This is a genomic window from Nonomuraea sp. NPDC050547 (genome assembly GCF_044457345.1).
In the GTDB taxonomy this organism is placed as follows: Bacteria; Actinomycetota; Actinomycetes; order Streptosporangiales; family Streptosporangiaceae; genus Nonomuraea.
Genome location: NZ_JBITGW010000023.1, coordinates 44,226 through 59,715, shown reverse-complemented (window position 1 = coordinate 59,715; position 15,490 = coordinate 44,226). Strand labels below are relative to the sequence as shown.

General features: G+C 71.2%; 13 protein-coding genes. 5 read left to right on the top strand and 8 right to left on the bottom strand.

Going from position 1 to position 15,490, the window contains the following annotated elements; translation table 11 throughout:
- Window positions 1-5 precede the first annotated feature (5 nt).
- Window positions 6-2,231 (top strand): AAA family ATPase, encoded by a 2,226-nt coding sequence (locus ACIBHY_RS44565; protein ID WP_397309891.1) that lies wholly within the window; start codon window positions 6-8, stop codon window positions 2,229-2,231.
- Window positions 2,224-3,525 (top strand): tetratricopeptide repeat protein, encoded by a 1,302-nt coding sequence (locus ACIBHY_RS44560; RefSeq protein WP_397309890.1) that lies wholly within the window; start codon window positions 2,224-2,226, stop codon window positions 3,523-3,525. Before ACIBHY_RS44565 ends, ACIBHY_RS44560 begins: the two co-directional genes overlap by 8 nt.
- Here ACIBHY_RS44560 and ACIBHY_RS44555 read toward each other — a convergent pair.
- Both ACIBHY_RS44555 and ACIBHY_RS44550 read right to left on the bottom strand, forming a co-directional pair.
- The gene (locus tag ACIBHY_RS44555; RefSeq protein ID WP_397309966.1) at window positions 3,500-4,141 is read right to left on the bottom strand and encodes an LLM class flavin-dependent oxidoreductase; all 642 of its coding nucleotides are present in this window, start codon (window positions 4,139-4,141) and stop codon (window positions 3,500-3,502) included. The genes ACIBHY_RS44560 and ACIBHY_RS44555 overlap by 26 nt on opposite strands.
- Before the next feature lie 86 nt (window positions 4,142-4,227).
- Window positions 4,228-4,599: a nuclear transport factor 2 family protein gene (locus ACIBHY_RS44550; protein ID WP_397258817.1), complete on the bottom strand. Its 372-nt coding sequence runs from the start codon at window positions 4,597-4,599 to the stop codon at window positions 4,228-4,230.
- Between the two features lie 84 nt (window positions 4,600-4,683).
- Here ACIBHY_RS44550 and ACIBHY_RS44545 point away from each other — a divergent pair, with 84 nt between their 5' ends.
- Window positions 4,684-5,334, top strand: a complete 651-nt coding sequence (locus ACIBHY_RS44545) for a TetR/AcrR family transcriptional regulator (protein ID WP_397309889.1) — start codon at window positions 4,684-4,686, stop codon at window positions 5,332-5,334.
- Here ACIBHY_RS44545 and ACIBHY_RS44540 read toward each other — a convergent pair.
- From ACIBHY_RS44540 to ACIBHY_RS44530, 3 genes are read right to left on the bottom strand one after another with little or no spacing between them, the layout of a single operon-like run.
- The gene (locus ACIBHY_RS44540; protein ID WP_397258812.1) at window positions 5,306-5,821 is read right to left on the bottom strand and encodes a disulfide bond formation protein DsbA; all 516 of its coding nucleotides are present in this window, start codon (window positions 5,819-5,821) and stop codon (window positions 5,306-5,308) included. The two genes, ACIBHY_RS44545 and ACIBHY_RS44540, sit on opposite strands and share 29 nt — an antisense overlap.
- A gap of 50 nt (window positions 5,822-5,871) precedes the next feature.
- A complete protein-coding gene (locus tag ACIBHY_RS44535; RefSeq protein ID WP_397309965.1) occupies window positions 5,872-6,714 on the bottom strand; it encodes a GNAT family N-acetyltransferase in 843 nt (280 codons plus the stop codon).
- Window positions 6,715-6,750: 36 nt separating this feature from the next.
- Window positions 6,751-8,379: an alpha/beta hydrolase gene (locus tag ACIBHY_RS44530; RefSeq protein ID WP_397309888.1), complete on the bottom strand. Its 1,629-nt coding sequence runs from the start codon at window positions 8,377-8,379 to the stop codon at window positions 6,751-6,753.
- 136 nt (window positions 8,380-8,515) lie between these two features.
- Between ACIBHY_RS44530 and ACIBHY_RS44525 the strand changes: the two genes are divergently transcribed.
- Window positions 8,516-10,747, top strand: coding sequence for a xanthine dehydrogenase family protein molybdopterin-binding subunit (locus ACIBHY_RS44525; protein WP_397258807.1), 2,232 nt, complete (start codon window positions 8,516-8,518; stop codon window positions 10,745-10,747).
- On the opposite strand, the gene ispG is transcribed toward ACIBHY_RS44525, so the two are convergent.
- From ispG to ACIBHY_RS44510, 3 genes are read right to left on the bottom strand one after another with little or no spacing between them, the layout of a single operon-like run.
- Window positions 10,731-11,903: a flavodoxin-dependent (E)-4-hydroxy-3-methylbut-2-enyl-diphosphate synthase gene (ispG, locus tag ACIBHY_RS44520; RefSeq protein WP_397258805.1), complete on the bottom strand. Its 1,173-nt coding sequence runs from the start codon at window positions 11,901-11,903 to the stop codon at window positions 10,731-10,733. The genes ACIBHY_RS44525 and ispG overlap by 17 nt on opposite strands.
- Before the next feature lie 10 nt (window positions 11,904-11,913).
- Entirely contained in the window at window positions 11,914-13,146 is a 1,233-nt protein-coding gene (gene dxr, locus ACIBHY_RS44515) for a 1-deoxy-D-xylulose-5-phosphate reductoisomerase (protein WP_397309887.1), read from the bottom strand.
- Between the two features lie 34 nt (window positions 13,147-13,180).
- Entirely contained in the window at window positions 13,181-14,323 is a 1,143-nt protein-coding gene (locus ACIBHY_RS44510) for a mandelate racemase/muconate lactonizing enzyme family protein (protein ID WP_397258801.1), read from the bottom strand.
- A 146-nt stretch (window positions 14,324-14,469) separates the two neighbouring features.
- Between ACIBHY_RS44510 and ACIBHY_RS44505 the strand changes: the two genes are divergently transcribed.
- Complete coding sequence (locus tag ACIBHY_RS44505; protein WP_397258799.1) at window positions 14,470-15,441, top strand: LacI family DNA-binding transcriptional regulator; 972 nt, start codon at window positions 14,470-14,472, stop codon at window positions 15,439-15,441.
- Window positions 15,442-15,490: the final 49 nt, after the last annotated feature.

The following is a 15,490-nucleotide window of genomic DNA, read 5'->3' as shown; positions in this document are numbered from 1 at the left end:
GATCTATGGCCCCTTCGCCCACGGTCGTGGGACCGCCCATCGGATATGGGCTTGACTTGTTCAAGGACCGCACCGAGCAACTCGACCGGCTGTGCGAGGCACTGGCGCGACCTGGTATCCGAATGGTGAGCATCCTCGGCCGCCGGGGCATCGGAAAGAGCGCCCTTGGCGCGAAGGTGGTCGATACCCTGTCGGCGCAGGCCGCGACCTTCCACGGGTTCGTCAACCTCAGCAGCAGGGTCGACGGCGCGATCACCGTCGAACGCATCTTCTTCGCTTGCTGCCGGCTTGTCCCGGCCGGCGAACGGGAGGCGCTTCAGGCGCTCTGGGGGCGGCAGCAGTCGGCATACGACAAGCTGATCGATTTGTTCGAGGTCCTCGGGCACGAGCGACGCGTCCTGGTCGTGCTCGACAACTTTGAGGACCACCTGCGCAGCGACGGGCAACTGCGCGACGACGACCTGGTGCCTTTTTTCGAGACCGTGTTCCGCGTGCCCAACGCGCCCCGGGTGCTGCTCACCTCCCAGATTCCGCTGGCCCTCGATCCCGCGCTGCTGCGCTTCGAGTCCCGCGTCCACCTTCGGGAGGGGCTTCCGGTCTCCGACAGCGCCGACCTGCTGCTCGAACTCGACCACGACGGCGCGGCCGGCCTGTCCGCGGCCTCACGCGCCGACCTCGAAGCCGCAGCGCAGCGCCTGCATGGCGTCCCCCGGGCGCTGGAACTGGCGATCGGCGCGATCGTCAACGACCACCTGACGCTGCCCACGCTTGAGGACGTCATCAGCGACTACTCCGCGCGGGGCAACATCGTCGAGCAGCTCGCCCAGCACAACCTCAACGAGCTGAGCGAGGAGGAGCGCCTGACCCTCGACGTGCTCGCGGTCTTCCGCAGCCCGGCACCACCCGAAGCCGTGCAGTGGGTGATGCGGCCCCTCTCCCCCGGCCTGGACCCTTCGCGGGCGCTGGCCAGGCTGGCCGACATCTACATGGTCACGCGCCACCCTCGATCGCGGACCTTCGCCCTCCACCCGCTGGACGCCGACATCGCCTACGCCGCGCTGGACGACCAGAACCCCTGGGGCCGCCGCGTACTGGAGCGCCGCGTGGCCGGCTGGTACGCCACTCAACGTGCCCCCCAGCCCTGGACCTCCGCCGACGATCTGGTCCAGCACCGTCTGGAGTTCGAGCACCGCGTCCGTGCGGAGGACTATGACGCCGCGGCGTTCCTGCTGGACGAGATCGGCGAGTTCCTGCTCTGGCAGGGCTCGGTGCGCGAAGTCCTCGGCATGCACGAGGCCATCGACGGGCGGCTCGACAACGAGGAGGCGCTGCTCGCCCATCTGGTCGGCAAGGGACTCGCCCATCATGTCGGCGGCCCCACCGACGACAGCATCGCCATCCTGGAGACCGCGATCCGGCTGGCCGAGCTCTCTCCCGGCCGCAAACTGCAGCTCACCCGCGCGCTGTTCGCCCTCGGCGACCTCTTCCGGCAGTCACGGCGGCTGCGCGACGCCACCACGCTCCTGGAGCGTGCCGTCGCCGTCGCCCACGAGATCGGCGAACGCTTCCACGAGGACCATGCCCTGCTCTGCCTGAGCCTGACGTACTCCTACCTGGAGCGGATCGAGCCCGCGTTGGAGGTCGCCGACCGTCTCACCGCCCTGGCCACCGAGACCGGAGATCCCATGACACGGGCGCGTGCGCATGATGCCCGCAGCGCCGCCTACATCGTGGCCTGCAGGTGGGCCGCCGCCGCCGAAAGCGCGGCTGCCGGCATCGCCGATTACCAGACCGCCCGCGTGCCGGAGGCTCTCGGCTACGCGCGCAACGTCCTGGGCATCGCGCAACTGGGCCTCGGCCAGGTCGAGGCGGCTCTGTCGTCACTCCGCCAGGCCAACGACGAGGGCAAGCAGGTGGAGATCCCCCGCATCCTCGGGATGACCCAGTACAACCTGGCGTGGGCCCACTGGACGCTGGACCGAATCGATGAGGCCCGCATTGCCGCGAAGCTCTCGGTCGCCGCGTTCCCGACCGGCGAAGGCGGAGATGGGAAGGCGGCACGGGCCCTGCTCCTGGCCGTCGAAGCCCGCGCGGCGGGACAGCCCAACGCCGCGAGCGGCTTCCTGCGCGAGGCGGCCGAGCACGCCCGCGGCAACACCGACCTCATCCCGTCGGCGTGGCTTGAGGCAGAGGCCGCGCGGTTGTCGCAGGAGGAGCACCAGGATGACTGACCGGTTCCTTCGCGCTGCCCTCTCCGCATACGAGCGGGGCGACTACCACCGCGTCGCAGAACACTGCCAGGAGGGCCTGGCCGCCGGAACGCAGGACGACGAACTCACAGTACGGCTCAGCCACCTCCAGCTCACCGCCACCGAGCTATGGTGGGCAACCAGCCCTTCCGACGCCATCCGCACTCAGGTCGAGGCGGCGGTCGAGGCGGCGGGCCGTACCGGCGATCCCGCGCTCCAAGCCATGGCCGGCGTCAGCGCCGGCGCCTACCGCCTGGCCGCCGAGGGGCTGCACGCGGGGGTCTCCTGCTTCCGCGAGGCGGTCGGTCATGCGGAGCGGTCCGGCCGTCCTCTTGCCCGTGTGGAGGCGCTGTCCTCGCTGGGACATCATCTGGTGGGGCTCGACATGGCGGACGGCATCGCCACGCTCGAGAAGGCTCGCAGGATCGCAGAGCAGTGCGCGGAGGCCGAGATCCCGCCTGCGGACCGGCCACTGTTCCGCGTGCAGACCGCACGGCTGCACGGCCACATCGGCGTCGCCGCCTTCGACGACGGCCGGTTCGACGAGGCGGAGCAGGGCCTGCGCCGCTCCATCAGAGGTCTGAACGCGACACACGCCCGGGACCAGTTCGCGATGATCTCCAACTATCTGGGGCAGTTGCTCACCGCGACCGGCCGGTTCGAGGAGGCCGAGCAGGTGCTCCAGGAGGCGCTGAGTGTCCTGCGCGAGGATGCCGATCTCAGCGTGCACCAGGGGTACAACCAGGGATTGCTCGGCAAGCTCTATCTGGAGTGGGGCAGACCGGACGAGGCTCGGCCGATGATCGACACCGGGTACGAGCGGGTCCTGCGCGCCGGGCACGCCTCCATCACACCCATCCTGCGCACCTACCTGGCCGAGTCGCTGATGGCACCCGGGCACCGCGACCTTGAACGGGCCCGTCGTCTGTGTGCCGAGACCGTTCGGGAGTGCCGCCGGACCGGGTTCCGGCGCAGCCAGGTCGGAGCGCTCTCGCTGCAGGCGCTTGTAGAGCTGCAGCGCGGCGAGATCGACGCGGCGCTCGGCTCCAGCACGCTCGCGGTGACGCTTCTGGAGGAGGCCGGAACCCTGCCAGCGCTGCGGACCGAGGAGGTGTACTACGTGCACTACCAGGTCCTCCAGGCGTGCGGCAAGGACGAGGCGGGCCACTGGCTGGAGCGCGCGCGGGCCACGGTGTCGGCGAAGGCCGCCAGCCTGTCGTCGCCGGACAGCTTTCTGACCCGGGTACCGATCAACCGCGCGATCGGGTCAGGGTGATCCGGCAAGGGCGCGGACGCCCGTGGTGAGGGTTTTCAGGGGGGCGTGGGTCCAGGGGCCTGCGGTGATGACGACGGCGTGGTCGATGCCCCATGCGGCCGCCTGTTCGCAGCGGCGGGTGAAGGAGGTTGCGGATTCGCCCGGGTTCAGGCAGGTGGAGAGGGGTTTTTCGATCTCTTCGTAGGGGCGGGCGATCTTCTCGCACTCCCTGGCCAGGACGGACAGCTTCCTGCGTACGATGTGACCGTCGTCGGGGATGTCGAAGACGTTGCACGCGTCGGCGTAACGGGCCACGAGGGGCAGGGTGCGGCGTTCCCCGGTGCCGCCGATCAGGACTCTCGGGGCGTGGGTGGCTTGTGGGCCGGGCCAGGTGGTAGTGGGTGCCTTCGTACGGGGACTCATCGCCGGACCACCTGTGCCGGGCGATGCGCAGCGTCTCCTCCAGGCGGTCGAAGCGCTCGGCGACCGGCGGCAGCGGGACGCCCATCGCGTGCGCCTCCTCCTCGTGGTACCCGGCGCCTATGCCCAGCCACGCCCGGCCGCCGGAGAGCGCGTGGACCGTGGTGACCGCCTTGACCAGCAGCGCCGGCTCGCGGAAGGTGACGGCGGTGACCATGGTGCCCAGGCGTACGCGGCCGGTGTGGGCCGCCAGGTAGCCGAGGGTGGACGAGTAGTTGGTCAGCCCGATGCTGACGCTTATGGCTAGCCGCCCATCTGCCGCAGCGGCCCGAGGTGGACGCTCGCGACCCTCCATCCGGCCTCCTGCCGGACGGCCGACAGCGTGAGCCGGAAGCGGCCGGAGTTGTCGCGCCCGCCGAACGTGGTCTCCTGCGCGTCCACGCCGACGACCACCGCGGCGGAACCGTGCTCGTGCACCTGCGGCTCCTCCACCACGAAGGCGCTGTTGACCAGGCCGTTGTCGAACCGGACCAGCCACTGCTCACGCGTGAGTACGAACCCCAGCGGGCCCACTCCGACGAAGCCGTCGGCCAGGAGCCCGTCGAGGGCGGTGGCGTCGTTGGCCTGCTCGGCGGCGGCCCAGCGGTGCACCAGATCGAGAACGTCCGCGGACATGGTGGTCCTCCTCGCTCGAATCGTGTACTTACTCTCAATCTAGAGTTACTATCGACTTATAGCAACTCTAAGTTTGGAGCGAGGGTGGGGCTGCGGGAGCGCAAGAAGGAGCTGACGCGTCAGCAGATCATGGAGACGGCCTGGCGGCTGTTCTCCGAGCGCGGCTTCGACCGGGTGACGGTCACGGAGATCGCGCGGGAGGCGCAGGTGGGTCCGGCCACGATCTTCAACTACTTCCCGGCCAAGGAGGACCTGTTCTACTCGGGCCTGGACGAGTTCGGGGCTCGTCTGGTCGCCGCCGTTTCCGGGCGGGCGGCGGGCGAGCCCGTGATCGCGGCCGTGCGGCGGTTCCTGCTGGAGTCCGGGGGCCTGCTGGAGGCCATCGCCGAGGGCGACGAGGAGGCGCTCGCCCGCGCCCGCGCCGTCCACCGGGTCATCTCCGAGAGCACCGCCTTGCAGGCCAGGGAGGCCCAGGCCTTCACCCGGCTCACCGCCGACCTGGGCCGCGCGATCGCCGCGGACACCGGCGACGAGACCACCGCCCGGGTGGCGGCGGGCGCGCTGGTCGGGGTGCACCGGGCGATGGTGGATCTGGCCCGCGTCCGCGTCCTGTCCGACGACCGCGTGCGCGATCTCGCGGGCGACGTGCGCCGGTACGGCGAGCGCGCCTTCACCCTCCTGGCCGGCGGCCTCCAGGACTACGCGCCTAGATCTCCGCGTGCGGACCGCCCTTGAGCTCATGGAAGCCGGGCGTCGCGGCCATGACCAGCGTGGCGTCCCACAGGTCTCCGGCGGCCGTACCGCGAGGGATCTGGGAGATCACCGGGCCGAACCAGGCCGGGCCGTTCTCGACGGCGATGATGGGGGTGCCCACGTGCGGGCCGACCTTCGCCACACCCTCCGCGGTCGAGGCGCGCAGGTGGTCGTCGTGGCCGGTGGTCTGCGCGGCCGTGGCCAGCTCGGGCGGGAGCCCGGCGGCCTCCAGGGCCACCGTCCAGTCCCAGCCGTCGAGCTTCTGCATCTCCTCGTAGAAGCGGCCGAGCGCGGCCGAGCCGTGGGCGAGTTCCACGGCGGCGCAGACCCGGGCCGGGAACCACAGGTAGCCTTCGGTGTCCCCTTCCGGGTCCACCTCCAGGTGCTCGTTCAGGGCGGCCAGGCTGAGCAGCCGCCACCGGATGTCGAGCGGGCGCACGTCGGCGGCCTCGACGAGCCACCGGGACACGATCCACGTATACGGACAGGTCGGGTCAAACCAAAAGGACACCAACATAGTTAGAAAAGTACCGACATGAAGGTGTCCACTTCGTGGAACCCGACCTTCCGGTACACCGCCCGCGCCGAGCGGTTGAAGTCGTTGACGTACAGCGTCACCACCGGCGCGAAGCAGGCCAGCACCGCCTCCACCACGGCGGCCATCCCGGCCACCGCGTGCCCCTGCCCCCTGAGCTGCGGGTCCACCCACACACCCTGGATCTGGCAGGCCTGCGGCGTCACCGCCCCGACCTCCGCCTTGAAGACGACCCGGCCGTCGTCGATCCGGGCGTAGGAGCGCCCGATCCTGATCAGCTCGGCCACCCGGGTCCGGTAGAGCGCGCCCCCGTCACCGGCGTTGGGCGAGACCCCCACCTCCTCGGTGAACATCGCCACGCAGGCCGGCAGCAGCCGCTCGAACTGTTCCGGCCGCACCCGCCGTACCAGCGGATCGGCCGGAACCGGAGGCTTCTGCGCGGTCGCCATCACCGGCTGCGCCCAGCGGATCGCCCGCGCCCGCCCCCAGTGCGGCTCCAGGCGCTCCCACAGCAGCGACACCGCGCCCTGTGGGCCCACGATGGACGAGCACCGCCGGCCCTGCTTGCGGGCACGGTCCGCGAAGGCGTGCACGGCTTCGGGGCCGGCGTTGACGGGCACCAGGTTGGCACCGGCATAACAGAGCGAGACGAGACCGCCGCGCGGCCCGAAGCCCCACATCTGACCACCCAGCCGTGCCGGATTGAGTCCGACGGTCCGCACCCGGGAGGCGACGAAGACGTTGGCGACCGGATCGGTGTCCAGGAGGTCGAGCACCTCATCGCGATCGCTGTCATCGAGCACGCGCGACGCCGATGTACGCAGCATCACACGGTCAGACTACGCGAACGCCCCCCGATTGGCTCATCTCGCAATGACGTCGGTGAGCCTTTCGTGACCCTGGGGCAAACCGGACGACATGCGAGCCGCCGGGCGCGGCGCGGGCAGACTCGGGCAAGTAGCGCCGAACTTGGGCACGGTGGTGTCGGCGAGATAGGCGGCCAGGGCCTTGTCCACACAGCGGTTGCCGGCCAGCGAGATGCCGTGGTTGCCGCCGGACTCGGTGAGCATGCGGGCGGTGGGGAAGAGCTTGCGCATGTTCAACGCCCCCACGTACGGCGTGGCCGCGTCCCCCTTCGACTGCAGCATGAGCACCGGCGGCAGTTCCTTGGCCCCCTGGATCCTGGGCGGCTTCCCGCCGGGCACGGACCAGTAGGCGCACGGCGCGTTGTACCAGGCGTTGGGCCAGGTCAGGAACGGCGCCTTGCGGTGCAGCTGGCTCATGTCGGACTGCCACACCTTCCAGTCGCGCGGCCAGGCGGCGTCGCGGCACTGCACGCCCAGGTAGACGGCGTAGCCGTTCTCGTCCTCGGCGTCCTTCTCGCCGAAACGCTTGAACGCCGCGACCAGGTCCTTCGTCTCGCCCTTGCGGACATAGCCCGCCCACGCCTGCGCCAGCGAGGGCCAGATGGTGTTGGTGTATCCGCCGACGGTGAAGATGTCGTCGAGCTCGCTCGGGCCGACCACTCCCCCGGCGGGACGCTCGCGCAGGCGCGAGCGCATCTCGTACCAGGCGAAGCTCGTCTGCTTGGCGGTACGGCCCAGCTTGTACACCTTGTTGTTCTTGGCCGTCCAGGCGAGGAAGTCGCGGTGCCTGCGCTCGAAGCCGCGATCCTGGGCCAGGTTGGCCTTGTACCAGACGCCGTCCGGGTCGACGCTGCTGTCGAGCACCAGGCGCTTGACCCGCTCGGGGAAAAGCGTGGCGTAGGCGGCTCCGAGGTAGGTGCCGTAGGAGTAGCCGAGGTAGCTGATCTCCTGCTCGTCGAGCGCGGCGCGGATCGTGTCCATGTCGCGGGCGACGTTCTCGGTGGTCATGTGGGGCAGCATCCAGGCCCACAGGTTGCCGCAGCGCTCGGCGTACTCGCGGGCGCGGGCCTGCAGCACGTTCTGGTCCCGGCCGGTACGCGGCACCGCGTCGGGCCGCGGCGGCGCGTAGAACTTGGCCGGGTCGACGCAGCGCAGCGCGGGCTCGCTGGACCCGACGCCGCGCGGGTCGAAGCCGATCACGTCGAAGCGCTCGGCGAGCTTGCCCGGCAACGCGGCGGCGACGTACTCGGCCAGCTCCCGACCGGAGGCGCCGGGCCCGCCCGGGTTGACCAGGAGCGTGCCGAGGTGGTGGTGGTCACGTGAGACGCTGCCCTTGACCCGGTTGAGGGCGATCTTGATGGCCTGCCCCATGGGCTCGCGGTAGTCGAGCGGCACCCGCAGCGTGGCGCACTCGACGCCCGGCCCCGGCGGCTCCTCGTCGACCAGCCCGGTGCCACCGAGCACGTTCCCGGTGACCGACCCCTGCTTCTTGTTCGCGCACTTCTCCCAGACGATGTCCGCGCGTCCGGAGGACGCCTCGGAGGGCGCGGCCACCGCGCCGCCCATCCCCACGGCCCCCATGGCCAGCACCGCCAGTCCGGCGACAATCCCGACAACCCGCTTCACCCGGCTGTTCCCCCGCTCTAGTCGTACGGCACTGCGATGGTGCCGCCCGCGGCGGATCCACTACATTCGGTATGGAGAAACTCTTACCATGGTGTAATCGCTTGATTGCCTTCTGTAATCAACCCAGAATCACGACATGGTCATCGGTTCCAGGACACCCCGCAGGGAAGACGCGCGACTTCTGACGGGCACGGGCCGGTTCGTGGGCGCGGTGCGCCTGCCCGGCATGGTCCACGCGTTCGTGGTCAGAAGTCCGATCGCGCACGGCCGCCTGCTCGGCTGCGCGGCGGACGCGGTGCGCGGCCTCGACGGCGTGCTGGACGTGATCACCGCCCGCGAGGCACCGGGCGCCGCGCTCCCCTGCGTCACCGTCGCCCCCGGCCAGGCCCAGACCAGCTACCCGGTGCTCGACGACACGCTCCGCTACGTCGGCCAGCCGGTGGCCCTGGTCGTGGCCCGCACTCCGGAACTCGCCCGCGACGCCGCCGACCTCATCGACCTGGACCTCGCCGAACTGCCGCCGGTCGTGGACCTCGGCGAGGGCGAGGTGGTCACGGACTTCACGCTGGGCGACGCCGACGCGCTGGAGGTAGCGGCGGCCCACGTCGTGGAGATGTCCTTCCGGTACGGCAGGGCCGCGCCGTTCGCCATGGAGCCCCGCGGCGTCGTGGCCCACCACGCCGACGGCGACCTCACGCTGTGGACCGCCACCCAGGCCCCGCACCACGTCCGCGACCACGCGGCGCACGCGCTCGGCCTCACGCTCGACCGCATCCGGGTGGTCGCCGGCGACACCGGCGGCGGCTTCGGCTCCAAGGAGCACCTGTACCCGGACGAGGCGCTGGTGTGCCTGGCGGCGATGCGGCTGGGCCGTCCCGTGGCCTGGGCGGAGACACCGGGCGACCGGCTGGTGGCGTCGCTGCCCGCGCGGGCGGCGACGCATCGGGCCCGGCTGGCCCTGGACGCGGACGGGCGGTTCGTGGCGATCCACGCGGACGTGCTCGGCGACCTGGGCGCGCATCCCTCCAACGTGGGCACCTCGCCGTTCGCGGTGACCGCTTCGATGCTGCCGGGGCCGTACCGGTTCGAGCGCGCGGGGGCGCGGCTGCGGTGCGTGCTCACCAACACCGTGCCGACCGGCTCCTACCGCGGCTTCGGCATGCCGGAGGCGGCGATGACCAGAGAACGGCTGATCGACGAGGCGGCCAGGCGGCTCGGCCTGGACCCCGTCGAGCTGCGGCTGCGCAACCTGATCGGCCCGGACGAACTGCCCTACACCAGCCGGATGGGCCAGGCCTACGACTCGGGCGACTATCCGGGCGCGCTGCGCGCCCTGTGCGAGCTGGTCCGGGCGCCCGCCAAGGACGACGGGCGGCTGCGCGGCGTCGGGTACTCCTGCCAGGTCGAGGGCACCGGCCTCGGCCCGTCGGAGGTGATGCGGCGGATGGGCATGCGGGCGGGCGGGTTCGAGACCGCGGTGGTGCGCATGGAGGCGGACGCCTCGGTGGTCGTGTCCGCGGGCGTGGCCGGGATGGGGCAGGGCATCGAGACGACGCTGGCGCAGATCGCCGCCGAGCGCGTCGGGGTGCCGCTGGCGGGCGTGCGGGTGGTGCTGGGGGACACGGCGGCCACGCCGTACTCGGGGGTCGGCTCGATCGCGAGCCGGTCGCTGGTCGTCGGCGGCGGCGCGCTGCGGCAGGCGGCCGACCGGCTCAAGGAGCGGGTCCTCGCGCTGGCCGCGCACCGGCTGGAGGCGGCGCCGGAGGACCTGGAGCTGGTCGACGCGACGGTGCGGGTGAAGGGCGACCCCCATGCGGCGCTGACGCTGCGGGAGATCGCCACGCACGCCTGGCGCGGCTGGGATCTGCCCGAGGGCTTCTCACCCGGCCTGGAGGAGCGGGTGTCCTACGACCCGCCGGACTCCACCTACGCCTACGGCGCGCACGCGGCGGCGGTGGCCGTCGATCCGGAGACCGGGAAGGTCGAGGTGGAGGGCTACTGGGCGGTGGCCGACTCCGGCGTGGTCGTCAACCCGGCCATCGTCGAGGGGCAGCTGGTCGGCGGCATAGCGCAGAGCATCGGGATGGCGCTGACCGAGGAGGTCGTCTACACGGCGGACGGGCAGCCGGGCGCCATGTATCTGACGCCGACGGTGCGCGACGTGCCGGACATCACGGTGGTGCTGCGCAGTTCCCCGTCGCCGATCACGCCGGGCGGCATGAAGGGCGCCGGGGAGTCGGGCACGATCGGGCCGCCCGCGGCGATCGCCAACGCGGTCGCCGCGGCGCTGCCCGAGGTCGCCGAGCGGGTGACGCGCACCCCGATGACGCCCGAGGTGGTGTGGGGCTGGCTCAGCGCGCCACGGTGACCTGCGGGCCGGGCGCGTCCTCGTCGTCGAGGTCGATCTCGACGCCCATCTCGTCGGCGATGCGCATGGCCTCCTCGATGAGGGTCTCCACGATCTGCGACTCGGGGACGGTCTTGATGACCTCGCCCTTGACGAAGATCTGGCCCTTGCCATTGCCGGAGGCGACGCCGAGATCGGCCTCGCGGGCCTCGCCGGGGCCGTTGACGACGCAGCCCATGACGGCCACGCGCAGCGGCACCTTCATGCCCTCAAGCCCGGCCTGGACCTGCTCGGCCAGCGTGTAGACGTCGACCTGGGCGCGGCCGCAGGACGGGCAGGAGACGATCTCCAGGCCGCGCTCGCGCAGCCCGAGCGACTCCAGGATCTGGGCGCCGACCTTGACCTCCTCGACCGGAGGAGCCGACAGCGAGACGCGGATGGTGTCGCCGATGCCCTCGGCCAGCAGCGCGCCGAAGGCGACCGCCGACTTGATCGTGCCCTGGAAGGCGGGCCCGGCCTCGGTGACGCCGAGGTGGAGCGGGTAGTCGCACCTCTGGGCGAGCAGCCGGTAGGCGTTGATCATCACGACCGGGTCGTTGTGCTTGACCGAGATCTTGATGTCGCGGAAGCCGTGCTCCTCGAACAGCGAGCACTCCCACAGCGCGGACTCGACCAGCGCCTCGGGGGTGGCCTTGCCGTACTTCTGCAGGAGGCGGGGGTCGAGCGAACCGGCGTTGACGCCGATGCGGATCGGGGTGCCCGTCTCGGCGGCGGCCTTGGCGATCTCACCGACCTTGTCGTCGAACTTCTTGATGTTGCCCGGGTTGACCCGCACCGCGGCGCAGCCCGCGTCGATGGCGGCGAAGACGTACTTCGGCTGGAAGTGGATGTCGGCGATGACCGGGATCTGCGACTTCTTGGCGATGATGGGCAGGGCCTCGGCGTCGTCCTGGGACGGCACCGCGACGCGGACGATCTGGCAGCCCGAGGCGGTCAGCTCGGCGATCTGCTGCAGGGTCGCGTTGATGTCGGCGGTGACCGTGGTCGTCATCGACTGCACGGATACCGGCGCGTCGCCGCCCACCGGCACGTTGCCGACCATGATCTGGCGGGAGTGCCGGCGTTCGGCGAGCGGCTTCGGGCGGACCGTCGGAATGCCGAGTGCTACAGAAGTCACGGGACCCAGTCTAGGCAACGCCGGTGAGCTCACCGGCACGTGTACGGGCCCAGGCGTCGGCGGCGAGCACTTCCTCGACCGTGTCGGCCGGGGTGACCTGGTGTTCGGCGACGACCTCGGCCACGGTGTCCACGATCGCGAGGAACGGCAGCGCCCCGCGCATGAAGGCGTCCACGCAGACCTCGTTGGCCGCGTTGTAGACGGCCGGGGCGGTGCCGCCCTCGGTGCCGACGTGCCTGGCCAGCTCGACGCTGGGGAACGCCTCGTTGTCGAGCGGCTCGAACGTCCAGGTGTGGGCGGTGCTCCAGTCGACCGGCCGGGCGGCGCCGTCGACGCGGTGGGGGTGGCCGAGCGCCAGAGCGATCGGCAGCCGCATGTCGGGCGGGCTGGCCTGGGCGATGGTGGAGCCGTCCACGTACTCGACCATGGAGTGGATGATCGACTGCGGGTGGACGACGACCTCGATGCGCTCGAAGCCGATGTCGAACAGCAGGTGCGCCTCGATGACCTCCAGGCCCTTGTTGACCAGGGTCGCGGAGTTGATGGTGATGACCGGCCCCATCGACCAGGTGGGGTGGGCGAGGGCCATCTCGGGGGTGACGCCGGTGAGCTCGGCGCGCCGCCTGCCGCGAAACGGCCCGCCGGACGCGGTGACGATGAGCTTGCGTACCGCCTCGGGGTCGTACCCGGAGGGTCCTGAGGCCCACAGCGACTGCTGCAGCGCCGAGTGCTCGGAGTCGACCGGCACGATCTGGCCGGGCTTGGCCCGCCGCTTGACCAGGGGTCCGCCGATGATCAGGGACTCCTTGTTGGCCAGGGCGAGCGTGCGGCCTGCGTCGAGCGCGGCGAGCGTGGAGGTCAGGCCGAGCGCCCCGGTGATGCCGTTGAGCACCAGCGGCGTGGCGCCGGGCGCCCAGGCGGCCCCGGGCAGGTCGCCGGATCCGCTGGGTGTCCAGGTGGCGACCTCGGCGACGCCCTCGGGCCCGGCCAGGACTTCGGGCCGGACGCCGTGCGCCGCCAGCGCCTCCTTCAGCGCCGGTACGGCCGCCGCGTCGGCCACCGCGACCGCCTCGACCCCGAACCGGGCGGCCTGCTCGGCCAGCAGTCCGGCTCTGCCGCCCCCGGCCGCCAGCGCCACCACGTGGAAGCCGGCCGGGTGGGCGGCGATCACGTCGAGCGCTTGGGTGCCGATCGAGCCGGTGGAGCCGAGGACGACGACGGGGCGGGAGATGTCTGCATGCACGGCTCCATTCTCCCGCCCGGGAGTGCCGCCCTGTTCACCAGTTGGTGAAAGCGCCGTCCGAGCCGCGCAGATGGGGCCGCTCCGCGGCGACGGCCCGGTATCGGCGGGCGGCGTCCCGGTCGATGTCCACCCCGATACCGGGAATGTCGGATATCTCCACGCGGCCGGCGTGGATCTTCGGCCGGGCGGTGAACAGCGCGTCGATCTCGGGCTCCGGCTGCTCCTGGTGCTCCTGGATCGCCACGTTCGGGCAGGCGAGGTTGAGGTGGAGCGAGGAGGCCGCGGTGACGGGGCCGAGCGGGTTGTGGGTGGCGAGCTTGACGTAGTGGGCCTCGCACATGGCCGCGATCTTCTTGGCCTCGGTGAGCCCGGCCGCCACGCCCACGTCGACCCGGGCGTAGTCGATGAGGTCGGCCTCCACCAGACGCTGGAACTCCCACTTCGAGCCGAACTGCTCGCCGGCCGCGAGCGGCGCCGCCGTACGGGAGCGGAGCATGCGGTAGGCGTCCAGGCCCTCGCTGCGCAGCGGGTCCTCCACGAAGTACGGCCGCGCCGCCTCGATCTCCCTGCACAGGGTGAGCGCCTCCGGCGGGTCGAGCCGGGTGTGGACGTCGAGTATGAGCTCGACCTCGTCCCCGACGGACGCCCTGACCTGGTGGAACAGCTCGATCCCCGCCCGCATGGAGGCGCGCTGGTCAAGGACGCCGTCCGGCGCGTGGGGCACGGCGAAGCGCAGGTGCCCCCAGCCTTCCGCGACCAGGTCCCGGGCCTTGGCCAGGAAGCGCTCGCGGTCGTGGTAGTCGTCGCCCAGGTGGATGTAGGCGGGCACGTGGTCGCGCACCCGGCCGCCGAGCAGTTCGTAGACGGGCACGCCGAGGGCCTTGCCCTTGATGTCCCAGAGTGCCACGTCCACCGCGGCGATGGCCGCCGACACGAAGCGGTCGGCCGGGAAGAAGCCGCGGCGGAACATGACCTGCCAGAGGTGCTCGATCCTGGCCGGGTCCTCGCCGACGAGCAGTTCGCCGAGGTGCTCGATGGCGCCGGCCACGGCCTTCTGGCGCGAGCGGATGCCCACCTCGCCGATGCCGTGCAGGCCCTCGTCGGTATCCAGGACCAGCAGCATCATGCTGTCGCCGTGGTCGGGCAGGGTCAGCACTTCCCAGCCGGTGATCTTCACTCGTGCTCCTATGAAAACGTTCCCGAGAATCTCAAGAACGCATCATGGCATCTCCGCGTAATCTGCAAAAGATCTGGATTTATCACTCTTGACGCATGGCGGTAACGTTTGCAAGCATCCTGGCTACCAACGAAGAGGAGGCCGGAGTGGCGGTAACCATCAAGGAAGTGGCGAGCGCCGCCGGGGTCTCCGTCTCGACCGTCTCGCGCGCCTTCACCGCGCCCGACCAGGTGCAGCCGCAGACACTGCAGCGCATCCTCGACGCGGCGTCCAAGCTCGGCTACGCGCCCAATCCGGCCGCCCGCTCCCTGCGCGGCGGCAGGACCGGCTCGCTCGGGCTGATCATCCCCGACATAAACAACCCGTTCTTCCCGCCGATCTTCAAGGCCATGCAGGCCAGGGCCCGGCGCCAGGGGTACACGATCCTGGCCGCCGACACCGACGAGCGGGAGTTCGACGAGCTCGAGACCATCGCCACCGTCTCCAAAAGGGTCGACGGCCTGGTGCTCTGGGCGTCCATGCTCGGCGAGGACCGGCTGCGCGAGCTGGCGGCGGAGATTCCGCTCGTGCTGGTCAACCGGCACGTCGAGGGCATTCCCGAACTGCGCATCTCACTGGCGGCCGGCATCGCGCAGGCCGCCGAGCACCTCAAGGCCTACGGCCACACCCGCTGCGTGTTCGTCAACGGCTCGCGACCCGAGCTCGAACGCGGCAAGTCCATCAGGGAGTCGTTCGAGGCGCACGAGCTCTCGCTCGCCGAGCTCGGCCCCTACGAGCCCCGCTTCGAGACCGGCGTGCACGCCGCGACCCTGGTCGCCTCCGGCGACGCCACGGCCGTCGTCGCGCACAACGACCTGGTCGCCCTCGGCGTGCTCCACCAGCTCGCCAAGCTCGACGTCAAGGTCCCCGGCGCCGTCAGCGTGATCGGCATCGACGACACGCTGCTCGCCGCCACGTCCACCCCCTCGCTGACCACGATCAGGATCTCCGCCGACGAGGTCGCCACCCAGGCCGCCGACCTGCTCATCGACACGATCGCGGGCAGGGGCGAGGGGCGCGTGGTGGAGATCGGCTCGCGCCTGATCCCGCGCGCCTCCACGGGGCCCGCCCCGCGCTGAACCCCAACCTCCTGAAGGTGCGGCGTTCGCCGTACCTCTATCCCCACCT

What these genes read in the sequence shown, in the direction of transcription:
- ACIBHY_RS44555 (WP_397309966.1), bottom strand. Translation starts at nt 4,141, where the DNA reads ATGGTCACCGCCGTCACCTTCCGCGAGCCGGCGCTGCTGGTCAAGGCG.
- ACIBHY_RS44525 (WP_397258807.1), top strand. Translation starts at nt 8,516, where the DNA reads ATGGTCATCGGTTCCAGGACACCCCGCAGGGAAGACGCGCGACTTCTG.
- ACIBHY_RS44565 (WP_397309891.1), top strand. Translation starts at nt 6, where the DNA reads ATGGCCCCTTCGCCCACGGTCGTGGGACCGCCCATCGGATATGGGCTT.
- ACIBHY_RS44560 (WP_397309890.1), top strand. Translation starts at nt 2,224, where the DNA reads ATGACTGACCGGTTCCTTCGCGCTGCCCTCTCCGCATACGAGCGGGGC.
- ACIBHY_RS44550 (WP_397258817.1), bottom strand. Translation starts at nt 4,599, where the DNA reads ATGTCCGCGGACGTTCTCGATCTGGTGCACCGCTGGGCCGCCGCCGAG.
- ACIBHY_RS44535 (WP_397309965.1), bottom strand. Translation starts at nt 6,714, where the DNA reads ATGCTGCGTACATCGGCGTCGCGCGTGCTCGATGACAGCGATCGCGAT.